This is a genomic window from Leptospira kmetyi serovar Malaysia str. Bejo-Iso9 (genome assembly GCF_000243735.2).
Lineage (GTDB): Bacteria > Spirochaetota > Leptospiria > Leptospirales > Leptospiraceae > Leptospira > Leptospira kmetyi.
Map to the genome: position 1 here is coordinate 2,060,404 of NZ_AHMP02000003.1, position 12,704 is coordinate 2,073,107.

The 12,704-nt window shown below is 47.6% G+C and carries 12 protein-coding genes; 5 read left to right on the forward strand and 7 right to left on the reverse strand.

Translation table 11 applies throughout. The annotated features are described in order from the left end of the window. Window positions 1-29 precede the first annotated feature (29 nt). The 3 genes from purE to LEP1GSC052_RS12020 all read left to right on the forward strand — a co-directional run bounded on the left by purE (window position 30) and on the right by LEP1GSC052_RS12020 (window position 3,780). Entirely contained in the window at window positions 30-518 is a 489-nt protein-coding gene (gene purE / locus LEP1GSC052_RS12010; RefSeq protein WP_010573991.1) for a 5-(carboxyamino)imidazole ribonucleotide mutase, read from the forward strand. Continuing rightward, entirely contained in the window at window positions 515-1,645 is a 1,131-nt protein-coding gene (locus LEP1GSC052_RS12015; RefSeq protein WP_020985804.1) for a 5-(carboxyamino)imidazole ribonucleotide synthase, read from the forward strand. Before purE ends, LEP1GSC052_RS12015 begins: the two co-directional genes overlap by 4 nt. Before the next feature lie 155 nt (window positions 1,646-1,800). After that, complete coding sequence (locus LEP1GSC052_RS12020; protein ID WP_156892118.1) at window positions 1,801-3,780, forward strand: FG-GAP-like repeat-containing protein; 1,980 nt, start codon at window positions 1,801-1,803, stop codon at window positions 3,778-3,780. Window positions 3,781-3,829: 49 nt separating this feature from the next. Here the strand turns inward: LEP1GSC052_RS12020 and LEP1GSC052_RS12025 are convergent, their stop codons facing one another. From LEP1GSC052_RS12025 to LEP1GSC052_RS12045, 5 genes are read right to left on the reverse strand one after another with little or no spacing between them, the layout of a single operon-like run. Beyond that, window positions 3,830-5,140 carry a UDP-glucose dehydrogenase family protein gene (locus tag LEP1GSC052_RS12025; RefSeq protein ID WP_010573989.1) on the reverse strand — a complete coding sequence of 437 codons (1,311 nt, stop codon included), beginning with the start codon at window positions 5,138-5,140 and terminating at the stop codon, window positions 3,830-3,832. 54 nt (window positions 5,141-5,194) lie between these two features. Next, entirely contained in the window at window positions 5,195-6,394 is a 1,200-nt protein-coding gene (locus LEP1GSC052_RS12030) for an ABC transporter ATP-binding protein (protein WP_010573988.1), read from the reverse strand. Continuing rightward, complete coding sequence (locus LEP1GSC052_RS12035) at window positions 6,391-7,146, reverse strand: ABC transporter permease (RefSeq protein WP_040912989.1); 756 nt, start codon at window positions 7,144-7,146, stop codon at window positions 6,391-6,393. Before LEP1GSC052_RS12035 ends, LEP1GSC052_RS12030 begins: the two co-directional genes overlap by 4 nt. Then, the gene (locus LEP1GSC052_RS12040) at window positions 7,140-7,838 is read right to left on the reverse strand and encodes a JAB domain-containing protein (RefSeq protein WP_040912991.1); all 699 of its coding nucleotides are present in this window, start codon (window positions 7,836-7,838) and stop codon (window positions 7,140-7,142) included. The genes LEP1GSC052_RS12035 and LEP1GSC052_RS12040 overlap by 7 nt, the downstream gene beginning before the upstream one ends. Continuing rightward, window positions 7,835-8,059 carry an LIC12298 family protein gene (locus tag LEP1GSC052_RS12045; protein WP_010573985.1) on the reverse strand — a complete coding sequence of 75 codons (225 nt, stop codon included), beginning with the start codon at window positions 8,057-8,059 and terminating at the stop codon, window positions 7,835-7,837. Before LEP1GSC052_RS12045 ends, LEP1GSC052_RS12040 begins: the two co-directional genes overlap by 4 nt. Window positions 8,060-8,374: 315 nt before the next feature. Between LEP1GSC052_RS12045 and LEP1GSC052_RS12050 the strand changes: the two genes are divergently transcribed. Both LEP1GSC052_RS12050 and LEP1GSC052_RS12055 read left to right on the forward strand, forming a co-directional pair. Continuing rightward, on the forward strand, window positions 8,375-9,448 hold the full coding sequence (locus LEP1GSC052_RS12050; protein ID WP_010573983.1) for a hypothetical protein: 1,074 nt from the start codon (window positions 8,375-8,377) through the stop codon (window positions 9,446-9,448). Then, window positions 9,340-10,893, forward strand: coding sequence for a hypothetical protein (locus LEP1GSC052_RS12055; RefSeq protein WP_425268410.1), 1,554 nt, complete (start codon window positions 9,340-9,342; stop codon window positions 10,891-10,893). Before LEP1GSC052_RS12050 ends, LEP1GSC052_RS12055 begins: the two co-directional genes overlap by 109 nt. Window positions 10,894-10,924: 31 nt before the next feature. Here the strand turns inward: LEP1GSC052_RS12055 and pssA are convergent, their stop codons facing one another. Both pssA and tsaD read right to left on the reverse strand, forming a co-directional pair. Next, complete coding sequence (pssA, locus tag LEP1GSC052_RS12060; RefSeq protein ID WP_010573982.1) at window positions 10,925-11,689, reverse strand: CDP-diacylglycerol--serine O-phosphatidyltransferase; 765 nt, start codon at window positions 11,687-11,689, stop codon at window positions 10,925-10,927. Then, window positions 11,686-12,702, reverse strand: coding sequence for a tRNA (adenosine(37)-N6)-threonylcarbamoyltransferase complex transferase subunit TsaD (gene tsaD / locus LEP1GSC052_RS12065; RefSeq protein WP_010573981.1), 1,017 nt, complete (start codon window positions 12,700-12,702; stop codon window positions 11,686-11,688). Before tsaD ends, pssA begins: the two co-directional genes overlap by 4 nt. Window positions 12,703-12,704 lie beyond the last annotated feature (2 nt).

A 12,704-nucleotide genomic window follows, 5' to 3' on the forward strand; every position in this document is an offset into this window, starting at 1 on the left:
AAAGAAACATCTTCAACAGGAGAAAGCACTTGAGCGCGAAAGTTGCAATCATAATGGGCAGTCATTCGGACTGGGAAACGATGAAGGAAGCCGAAACGATTCTGAAGGAATTCGGCGTTTCCGTTCACAAAGAAATCGTTTCCGCGCATAGATCCCCCGAGCTTATGTTAGAATTTTCTAAAGCGGCAAAGAAGACCGGTTATTCGGTCATCATCGCCGGAGCCGGCGGAGCCGCACATCTTCCCGGTATGGTCGCGTCGATGACCACACTACCCGTGTTAGGCGTTCCCGTTCAAAGCAAAACGTTAAACGGCTTGGACAGTCTTCTTTCCATCGTTCAAATGCCGGGCGGCGTTCCCGTGGGAACTCTTGCGATCGGAACCGCGGGAGCTAAGAATGCGGGTCTTCTTGCGATTCGAATCCTTTCCCTACAAGACGCGGAACTTTCGGAAAAGCTCGAACGATACAGGGATAAAATTCGAGAAGACGCTCTTTCCAAAAACAAGGACCTTCTGTGAAGTTAAACGGAACTCTTCCTCCGGGTTCCAAACTCGGAGTAATGGGCGCGGGACAATTGGCGAGAATGTTTTGTCTGGAAGCGATTCCTTTCGGATACGAAGTCTCCGTTTATTCTCCCGAAAAAAATTCTCCCGCTTCCGGAGCGGGCGCCAAAGAATACGTGGCCGCTTACGAGGACGAAAAATCGCTCGTCGATTTTTTGAAAAACATAGACGCTCTTACATTCGAGTTTGAGAATATTCCGGAAATTGCACTTTCCATCATCCAAAAATTCTCGGAAGAAAGCGGACTGGCCGTTCACCCTTCTCCCGATTGTATTCGGATCGCGCAGAACCGTTGGAAGGAAAAAAATTCTTTCCGAAAGGCTGGAATTCCGACCGTAAATTTTTATCCCGTTTTTACGGAAGAAGACAAGGCTTCCGTTCTTTCCAAAACTTCTTTTCCCTGTATTTTGAAAACGAACACGATGGGTTACGACGGCAAAGGCCAAGTCAAATGTAGATCCAAAGAAGAATTGTCAAAGGCGCTTTCCGATCTAAAGGAACTCAATCATATCGTGGAGGAATTTTTTCCGTTTAACGCGGAAGCTTCCGTGATTTTAGCGAGATTCGAAAACGGTAAAATTCTAAACTTCAAACCTTCGGAAAACGTTCATAAGAATCATATTCTGGATCTGACGTTTCATCCGGGCAAGTTTTCCAAGGAAGTCGAAACGACCCTCGTTGAATCCGCGAGAAAACTCGCCGAGACGATCGGTTACGTCGGAGTTTTCGGCGTTGAATTTTTCATCAAGGGCGAGGAGATTCTCTGTAACGAATTCGCGCCGAGACCGCATAACTCGGGACATTTCAGCCAAGATTGCGGGACACTTTCTCAGTTTGCGCTTCAATTGAGAACTCTTTGTAATATTCCTTCGCCCGATTCCATTCCCACGACGCCCGTTACGATGAAGAATATCCTGGGAGAAGATTACAAACCCGGTTCCGATCTTTGGAATTCCGCATTAGAAAATCCTTATTTTCATCTTCATTTATACGGTAAAACGGAAGTCCGCAACGGTAGAAAAATGGGGCACTGGAATTACTCGGGTCCGAATCCCGAATCCGCCTTCTCAGACTGGACTTGATCGATCGTTTTTGCGATCGGGTATAACGCGTATTTTACGATTCTTTTTAATACGAAGTGGACGCACGTTCTCCGAAATAATTTTTTGAATTGTTTCGGATTCTTCTTGGCTAAATTCCGATTTTTCGCCTCAGATGGTCGTTAGAGCGATCGTCCATGAAAACATCGAACTTGTTGAAATCCGAATATAGTTTCCTCTTCGTAAAACGTATTCTAATTTCCCCATGCGTTTGTCTTTTCGTCCATTGTTGGTCCAATCCGTTCTATCAACCTCCGATCGAATGTTTAACCGGAGGGCACAATCAGCTTTGCCCCGATCATTCTTTGAGCGCATTCTTCCAAGGTCTTTCGATCTTAAATTTCAATTCTCAAAACGCGATTTCGATTTCGAACACAACGGATCGGTCCACGATTCAATCCGGTTTTTTAGTCGGTAAGGCGGCGTTCGGTTACGACAACGTCGCCGTTTCCATCGACGACGGTCCTCCGACCAATGTGGCCGTGGTCAATTCGGTTTGGAGATACGCGTTGCCCGCGCAAGCCGTTACGGGAACTCATTGGGCGTTGGGAAGCAAACATAAGATTTCCGTAAGAATCTACAACGGACTCGGTCAGGTTTTTGCCGAAAAGGCGATCGAAGTCGTGAAGGGAACCAATCGGGATACGAACGGAGACGGTTATTCGGACGTGGTCCTCACGGTTTCTCCGAACAACGCGAACCAAGGTTATTCTCTCGTATTTTTATCGCATGCGGATACGGGAATGCCTTCCGCGTCTCCCGATACGATCGTTACGGACGGATTGGCCGGAGGTTCTTTCTTCGGAGATCGAGTCGGCGTCGGAGATTTTAACGGAGACGGTTACGCGGATATAATCGTGGGAAGTCAGGCGGCTCCCTCTTTTGCAACAATCGGTCATGCGTATATCTTTCATAGTTCCGGTCAGTCCGGAATCCCGAATCAGAATTTGGCTTCGGGAGGAAATTATAATACGTTTCTAAAAGGTCAGAACGGAGGCGATCGTCTTGGATCGTTCGTCAACGGCGCGGACGTAAACGGAGACGGATACGACGACGCGATTCTTACTTCGCCTTGGAACAACTGCAAGGGTTATACTTTTTATAGCACGGGAAACAACGGCGTTTCCTCCAAGGATTTGAGTACGGGTGGAATCGCGGATATCACCTTTTCGATCGCGACGCCGGATAACTTCGGGATCACCGCTTTCGGAGATATCAACAAAGACGGCTATACGGACATGGTCGTGGGCGCTCCGTCGTACAGCTCCAGTCAAGGAAGGGTTTACGTTTATATCTCCAACGGAACCACGTTACCCGTAACACCTCAGTATCTTCTCGCGCCGACACCGACCTGTTCGGGCACTTGTAGCTTCGGCACCTCCATTACGTTAGCCGACTTCAACGGAGATTCCTGCGCGGATCTCGGAGTGGGCGCTTCGAGCTACAACGGAAATCAAGGCGCCGCGTTCGTATATCATTCCAACTGCGGTTCGACTGCGCCTTTTTCTTCGACTCCGAATACGACGTTCATCGGTCCTTTGACTTCCACGTGCAACGGAGGAAATAATTGTTCTTTCGGAAACTTTGTTTCTTCGGGAGATTCGAACGGGGACGGATTTGCGGATCTTGTAGTCGCCGCTTTTCAAGCGACGAACAATTACGGAAACGTTTATCTGTTTCAAAGTTCGGGAAGTTCCGGAATTCAGAGCGTCAACTTGAGCGCGGGTGGAAGCGCAAGTTCGACGATAACGGGCGCCGGTGCGGGTTTGAATTTCGGATTGTTTGCGAACATGCAGGATATCAACGGAGACGGTTTATCGGACATCCTCGTTGCGGCGATGGACCCGATCTCCACCGGGCTTTCGCAGATCGGAAAAGGAAAAGTCTATTATTTTCAAAGCTCCGCCGCAACCGGACCCGTAAACGTAGACCTGAGAACGGGAGGAGTCGCGACCGCAACTTTGACGTTTTCTCTGGGAATGTCCTTCGGAAACTCGATCGCGTTCTCCCCTTTTGAATATAAAGAATCGAGTATATTCGGTTATTCTTATGGAGAATATTTCGACGACGCAATCAAAGGAATGCGGGGAACGTCGCCGTTCCCGCTACGAAAATAAATCCGAAGACTTTATACGTTCGCGCATTGAGTCGGCAAAACCGCCGATTTTAAACGTTCGGTTTGCCGATCGAGAAGTATTGAAATCCTTCCTTCTTCATCAATTCGGGAGAATACTGGTTTCTTCCGTCGAAGATCACCGAACTTTTCAGAAGCCCTTTGATCTTTGCGAAATCGGGTTCTCTGAATTCTCTCCATTCCGTCAAAAGAAGCAAAGCGTCCGCGCCTTTCAACGCCGAATAAGCGTCGGGGGCGTAGTCCACTTTTCCGTCGAAGTAAACGCCCGAAGTTTCCTTGGAAACCGGATCGTAAACCTGCAACTTTACGTTTTTATCATGTAATTTCAGAATCAACGGAATCGAAGGAGCTTCCCTCATATCGTCCGTTCCGGGTTTAAAAGAAAGTCCCCAGACCGCGAAGGTTTTGCCGCTTAGGTTCGATTCTCCGTAGAACTTTACGATTTTCTCATAGAGTCTGACTTTCTGTGCCTCGTTGACCTCTTCCACTTTGCGGATGATTTGCAACGGCGCACCTTCGTCTTCGGAAGTCTTGATCAAAGCGCGAACGTCCTTCGGAAAACAGGAACCGCCGTAACCGATTCCCGCGTATAAAAACTGTCTGCCGATTCTCGAATCGGTTCCCATTCCTTTGCGGACGTCTTCGTAGTTTCCTCCGACGGCTTCGCAAAGATTCGCGATCTCGTTTGCAAAGGAGATCTTTGTGGCGAGAAACGCGTTACACGCGTATTTCGTAAGCTCCGCCGACACGACCCCCATTCTAAGAATCGGATTTCCGTTGAGAACGAAAGGAGCGTAGAGTTGAGCGATCAAGTCTCCTGCTTTTTGAGTTTCGGCTCCGATCACGACTCGTTCGGGACGCATAAAGTCGTCGATGGCCGCGCCTTCTTTTAAAAATTCCGGGTTGGAAACGACGTCGAATTCGAGTTTGGTTTCGTTGGCGATGATCGCCTTGACCTGGGCCGCAGTTCCGACCGGAACCGTGGACTTGTCCACGATCACCTTGTATCCGTTTATGGACTTACCGATTTCCCTTGCGACCGCGAAAACCGCCGAAAGGTCGGAAGAACCGTCCGGCAACGTGGGAGTTCCTACAGCGATAAAAATGATTTCGGATTTTTCCACGCCCTCTTTGAGAGAAGTGGTAAACTCGAGTCTTTTCTCCTTCCAGTTGGTAAGGACGAGCTCGGAAAGACCCGGTTCGTAGATAGGAATGATTCCTTTTTTAAGATTTGCGATTTTCGTTTCGTCTTTATCGACGCAAATCACGTGATTTCCGTATTCCGCGAAACAAGCGCCCGCGACAAGACCCACATACCCGCTACCGATCACACAAACTTTCATATTGAGAACCAGGATTCCGTTCTTTCCCGACCGAGAAAGAAAAATAAATCGGGGTTAGATGTCTTTTTTGAGACTGCTTTGGACCGGAAGCCAGGCCGCGCCTTCGAATTTCGGCAGATCCAAACGTTCCAGTTCGAAGGAAAGAATTCCGTCCTTCCAAAGATAACTGTTTCCGACATGGTTATCGCCTTCGTGCAACGCGATCCCGAGAGAATACTTTCCCGCCGAAAAGTTCAGAGGAAGTCGGAACTCCGCGGAAACGGATTCCCCCGCGCGGATATTTTTGAGGGAATTCCCGAGATGATATGTGTTCGTTCCGAACGCTCGAATTCCGCGCGCGTCGTCGATATGAAACCCGACGGTTAAATCCGGAATATCCTTTTTGAATTTTACGCGGACTTGGATCTCCACATCCGCGCTTACGGGGAGAATTTTCGGATTCGTCTGGCCCTTATACTTTAAACCTACGGAAAGATTCTCCAAGGGAGAATCGTCTTGAAACGGAAGAACCGATTCTTGTCCGGTTCCCGCGTCCGCGATGATCTGCATGTATTCTCGAAAACCTTCCACGGGATCTCCGTCGAAAACCAGTTTTCCTTTTTCCAAAATCAAAACCCGGGAACAAACCGATTTCAAAAGTTCAAGATCGTGGCTTACGATCAAGGTCATGGTTCCTTGTTCCTGAAAGGAACGGAAACGTTGCAGACATTTTTGTTGAAAACTCGCGTCGCCTACGGCGAGCGCTTCGTCCACGATGAGAATGTCCGGTCTGGAAAACGTAGCGAGCGCAAAGCCGAGGCGCATCACCATCCCGGAAGAATATTGTTTGATTGGAATATTCTTAAATTCTTTTAAACCGGAGAATTCGAAAATCTCGTCCATGGAAGCCGCGATTTCTTTCGGACTCAGTCCCCAAACAAGGCCGTTGTAGTAGAGATTCTCCTGTCCCGAAAGTTCGGGATTGAATCCGACTCCGAGTTCGAGGATCGATCGCAGTGTTCCTGTTTTGAGAATTTTTCCGGACGCGTAAGACGAAACACCGGTGAGAACTTTTAAAAGAGTGGACTTACCCGCGCCGTTGCGACCGATCAAACCCACGATTTCTCCGGGAGAAACTTCGAAACTTACGTTCTTCAACGCGTCGTAACGGACGTCGTTCCCCAAAAAACCCAAGGTCAGAACGTTCAAGATCCTTTGTGAAGGTCCGCTGAATCCGGTATAAACCTTGTTTAGATTTTCTACTTTGAGATTCAAAGATGATCCAAGATGACGGAATGAAATTTAGAACGGCTTAGAATTCCGATCGAAGGAAAAACGACGGCCCAAGGAAGAAATTCTTTCCAATGAAACACGGGAACGAAGTCGTTTAACAAAACGAAACGGAACAACTCGAGCGGAAAATTCAAAGGGTTCCACACGTTGATCGAATGCAAAAAGCCGGAGGACAAATACAAAATCGGCAAGGACCAAAAGAAAAATTGCGAGATCAGACGGATCAACGGCGTTATATCCCGCAGAATCACGTTGGCGCGCGCCAAATAACCCTGAACGAAGGACAAGAGATAACCGACTCCGAACATTACAAAAACGGAAAGCGGAAAGAAAAACACATTCAATTTCCCTAAAACGCTCAAGACGATCAGAACCGGAACCGCGGTGACCGCGAAGTGAACGAACATCTGGACGAACGGAATCCAAAGAAAAATCTCCGGACCCAAAGGGGATCTTTTGATCAACTGGCGGTTTTCGGTGAGAATCGAAGTTCCTCGGATCATGTATTCCTGAAGAGGAACCCAGAACAAAAGCCCGCTGAACGCGTAGCCGATAAAATCCGAAGCGGATTTGGGATTTCCTTTTAAATTGAGAAATAAAAAGACGATCGTATAGATGAGGATGATGCTGAGATTTTGAACCAGCATCCAAGAGATACCGAGAGAACTTCCTGCGAATTGTAAGGCGTAATCTCGCCTCACTAAAATCCAAAGAATCGGTAAACTTTTCAACACTTCGTTCGGGCCTGAAGAACCTTACCTTCCTTACAGGAATAGATCCCGTCAATTCCAAAAATCCATTGGTCTAACAGCTCCAAACCGATCGAATCCAGAAGGCCTCCGAAATTTTCGTAGATCGAAAGGTCTTCCTCGCTCGGTTTCGAAGTGGATTCGGGATGATTGTGCGCGATGATGACCGCGGAGGCCGCGTCGTTTAGGATGATCTTTAAAAGATCCCTGGTATGAACCCCGACTTCTTCCAAGCTTCCGATGGAAACGATTTCGGCCCGGAGCACCGCACCCTCGGGAGAAAGAGTGATGAGAACAAAACATTCTCGGTTTTTAGGAATCAAACTGGTCGTGAGAAAATTGAGAAGCTGTTGTGTGGAATAACGTTTTCCTTTCAACGCCTCCCATTTGAGACGTCTTGCGAACTCGATGGCCGCAAGTAAGGTGGACGCTTTTGCGTTTCCAACGCCCGCGATTTTACGAAGATCGGAAGCCTGTTTTTGCAGAAGACCGCCGAGCCCTTTGCTCTGATACAAGATCGAACGACTCAGTTCCTCGATCGGTTGAGCCCGATTCCCTTTTCCCAGAAGTACCGCCAAGATTTCCCAATCTTCCAGGGACTCGGCTTCATACGCGATCCGCGTTCTAGGATCGGGAAAAGGACTCAACCTTTCAGAGAGTTTTCCGCTAGATTTCAAATCCGCTTCAGGTTGTTTTTACTGAGCTCAGAAAGTGAATCTGCAAACCAGGTTCCTTTTTGAACTACTTCCCCTTCAAACGCTTCTTCCAGATAATCCGCGAAGGATTTTAGATTCGACTCTCCGGCACGAGTCCGTTCTTTCCAGTTCGGACCTGCTCCGGCGAGACCACCACGTTTTCTCTGGTAATTTGCTGATTCTTGCAGAGATCGAATGATCATAGTCTTCTCTCCATTCTTAATAAATTAGACGACATAAACAGATAAAACCACAGGATAATCCACTAAACGGATATGTATATACTAATCAAAATAGTAGTAAATGTCAACTCAAAACGCTTCTTTTTTTCGAAAATCATCGATTTTAGAATGAAAAGCCGTTTCAGGTTTTAAAATCCTCGGTTTCCCTCCGTTTCTGATTGTTATCTTAACTTTTCCCCCGGACAAAACGGTTGCGTTTCGATTTTTTTTTCGAAAGAATTTTCATTTTTTTCCATTCTCCGTTCCGCAGAAACGGGTTCGTAAACCGCTCCAAGAGTGGGAAAAACAAAATTCTATCTCTTCGTTTTTCTATGTTTCCGCGTCTACGCTCCGTTAGGCGCTCAAAGCGCCGAGGAAAAATCCTCCGTTTTCGAATCGAATTTGGATTCTTCGTTTTTTCTGATTCGGAAAAACTCCGGGTTCGCGTTGGGAGGTTTGGGCCGGGCTCGAAAGAAATTTCCTCCTTCTTTCGGAGCTTGGTTCGAGTTTCCGATCTCGAACTCGAGTCAGAATCATCTTTGGAAAACCTCCTTTTTATACGAGAACCACCGGGTTTCGGAGAAAGAACATTCGGTTTCGCATCAACGTTATGCGGGGCTTCAATATTCTTTTGTTCCGGGGGAGAATTCTCCCTCTCCTTCCGTCTTTGTGGGTTGGGAAAAAAACGAAAAGGACCTCGCCGTGTTCGGAGTTTGTCTCGAAATTCCGAAACGACAATCGATCCAACTTTTCGGTAAGACCGGTTCGGACTTCAAAAACGTTTCCGTCTTTTTTTATTCTCCGCTGAACGACGAGCTTCGTTTGTTTTTGGGTGTTTCGAGGACTTGGGCCGAGGCGCGCACCGAGGACCGGTTCAGTTTGGGAATCGGTTTTTCTTGGGAGAATGTTTCTTCTTCGTTTTTCGGAAATCGAACGGACCGAGCGGCTCCCGCGGATCGAGCGGATTCAACCAACGACTTTCCGAACGAGAATTCTTCTTTGAGCTGGAAGTTCGGCTGGAACGAACGCGAATCCGGTTTTAAGTCCGAACCCGAACGCGCGAGGCTTGCGGATAAACGCGATCCAAATCCTTCGATGTCGTCGCAATCGCCGATCGCACGTTATGCGGTCCTTTTTCTTTCGGTTCAGGAATTGTTGTCGGCTGGGTTTTCTCTTTCTTCCGCTTTGAGAATTTCCAAAGAAAGTTCCCGTTCCAAGGAAGAATATTCAATTTTTATAAACTCTCTCGGTGAAAAGGATCGATCCAAAATTCTTTTTCTTTTGAAAAAGAAAAATCAGGACGCACACAAACGCGACGGCTATCGAAAGCGGGATCGCAATTTCCCGCGTTTTTCAAAGGACGTTCGATGAGAAAAGTCGTCTTACGCGCGTTTGTCTCGATTTCTTTTTTTGTTTCGCATTCGGTTTTCACAAATCCTTTGTTTGCCGTCGAATCCAGAATCGGTTTTACGATGGAAACCTACGAATCGAGATATTCTCATTCGGCAAAGGAGAATTGGTTTTTCAAAACCGTAAACTGCGACTCGAAGCGGGAACCGCAATCGCGTTCGGAGAACGCAAATTTTTTACCGATCCGAACGAATTCGATTCCGGCGGCTCCGAATCGGTTTTGTGCGAGCGGTTTTTTCGAAACGAGAAACGGAACTCCGCTCTTCTCCGCCAAAGTCGATCATCGTTTTTTCAGAGCGAGTTTCGGTCATCGTTTTCGTCCTTTGGAAAACTTTTATTTCCTACGAGACAACGATTTTTATACGGCCCTTCCGGAAATCGATCAGGCGATTCATAGGGCGGGCTTTTTCGGTTTCAAACACGGGGATTGGTCCTTAGGAACGTATTATTCCGAACAGGAAGCGAAACGCAAACCAGGGTTTTATCTTTTATCTCCTCGGAAATTGTTCGAGATCGCGGTTTCGCCCGAATCGAAAAAACATTACGTTTCTTTAAACTTTCAATCTAAGAATTTTCGTCTTCCCGGCCCGAAGATCGTTTCCAGAATCCAAACCCTCGGAGAAAAAAAGGAATTCGACGGAACGTTTTATTCTTCCCTGATTTCCGAAAGGCTCGACTCCGAGTTTAGAATCACGGGTTATCGGGGCAAAAGCGAGGATTTGTTTTCGCTCGATCCGGATCGAAAAGAACTCAAAGGAAAAGCGGAATTGGCGCGTTTTGCGATCACTTCGCATTCGGCGTTTTCGATCGAATGGATTCGCGCTTGGAACCGTCCTGTCCATAATGAAAATAAAATATTCGATTTTAACAATGTGATCGGAGTTGCGGAAGCGTTTTTGTCGAACGAAAATTCCTCCCAAAACTCCCCCTCGAATTCCGTTTCGAATCCCAATTCGAAACGTTGGGAAATCATCGCGGGAAAGGCGCCGATCGTTTACGATCCGATCTTCGGAGGAATTCTTTTTTCTCTGAGGAATTACACGAACGAAACCTTAGGCCGAGGAATCTACTACGGTCTGTATCAAAAACGTTTTACGATCGAAGCCGGTCAAGAATGGAGAATCAACGGGGACGCGATCAGCGAGGGAAAATGGTCGTTTCGTTTGAACGAGGTTTGGAATTTGGAAGGGGCTTTTTTATTTCAAAAAAAAGGAAATCATACCGATTCCCTTTTCGAGGCGAGAACCGCGAGAGACGAAACGAGCTTGGTCTTTACCGATCGTTCCTCCTCGTTTCGTTTGCGTTTACTTTCGCCCTACGTCGCGTTTTCGGTCAGTCATTCCCGGAGAAAGGAACACAAAACGGACGGGATCTGGATCAATCTCCAGGCTCAGTTTCCCTTTTGAGAATTTTAGAATATTCTAAAATTCTTTAGGGTTAGTCCAGTTTTACGCGGAACTCCTGGATCAAATGAATGAGAAAAGTCATGATTCCGGAAAAGATATAGAAAAAGATCAATCCGTAGATCAGCCAAGGCCAACGATTGAGTCCGATCAGAGCGAGCAGGATCGTGATTCCCGCCACGAGAAGAAACAATCTCGTAGGACTGAGTTTGGAACGGATCGCCGCTTGCGGTTTCGAATAACGTATATTGGAAACCATAAGAACCGCGATCAAAACGAATCCCGTGATCGTAAGCCAATGCGGAGCGGAGTTCACGTTTAAAAAGATCGGAAAAAATCCCACGGTTACGCCCGCGACCGGAGAAGGTAATCCCGTGAACGACTTAGGATCGTGAGCGACGTTGAATCTCGCGAGTCGATACGCGGCGCAGATCGGGAAGATCGCGGCGACGAGCATTCCGATCGGAAACATATCTTCCTTTCCGAAAACGTCGATCTTGTATTCACAGAGTACCATCTGATACATCAAATATCCCGGAGCGATTCCGAACGCGGTCAAATCCGCGAGACTGTCCAGATCGGCTCCGAGTTCCGAGGTCGCATTGAGCGCTCTCGCGGCCATTCCGTCGAGTCCATCGCAAAGAGCCGCCAACAATATAAAGAATCCTGCAAGTGTATACGCTTGTAATTCGCTTCCGCCTCTGGAACCCGCTTCCGACGCCACGAGCATCGCGCTGAATCCCATCGTAAGATTTCCGAGTGTAAGCGTGTTAGGAACCCAACTGAGTTTGAGTTTCATGAAAAGATCTCCTGTCTGGATGGACTGACCGTAAAATCGATATCTCTTTTGTAGCCTTTCCGAAACAAATAGTATCCCAGAGACGCTACCATCGCACCGTTATCGGTACAATAAATTTTTTTCTTCGGAGTGAAAAGTTCCACGGAATTCTTTTCCGCCCAGACTTGCAATCGTTTCTGAAGAGTGGAATTCGCAAGAACTCCGCCCGCCGCAAAGATCCGTCTGATTCCCGTTTTCGCAACGGCCCGTTTGAGATTCCTCTCCACAAGATCAAAAGCAACATTCTGGAAATTCCAGCAGATTCTTTCCTGAGAAATTTCTTTTTGTTTCTCCATCAAAACCATCACCGCGGTTTTGAGCCCGCTGAACGAAAATGCGACCTGGTCCTGAGGAAGATTTCTCAAAAGAGGAGGAAGAATCGGCTTTTCGTCCGGTGTCGGAACATACGAGTTCGCTTTCGCTTCTATGTAGGGACCGCCCGGATACGGCAAATTCAAAAGTCCCGCGACCTTATCAAAGGCTTCTCCCAGGGCGTCGTCCATCGTATCTCCGACCAGTTCCATTCTACCAAATTCCTGGAGAGTGTAAATGGCGGAATTTCCCCCCGAAAGCAATAAACCGAGAACCGGGAATTCTGTGGGAACTCCTTCCAGGTGTAACACGGCGAAGTGCGATTGAAGATGACAAACCGGTAAAATCGGCGTGCCGTAAACCATGTGAATGCAACGGGCCATCTGAGCTCCGACCATCAAGGATCCGGTCAGGCCCGGAGAAGAGGTCACGGCCACGTACGAAAGATCCTCGAACCCGATCTTCGCTTCTTCCATCGCTTCTTCGAGGAGAAGATTGATCTTTTCCAAATGCGCGCGGGACGCGATCTCGGGAACGATTCCGCCGTAAGGTTTGTGCAGATCGATCTGACTGAAGATTCTGAGGCTGAGTAATTCTTTCCCGTCGCGGACGATTCCGATCGAGGTTTCGTCGCAACTGGTTTCGATTCCCATTCCGATCATGG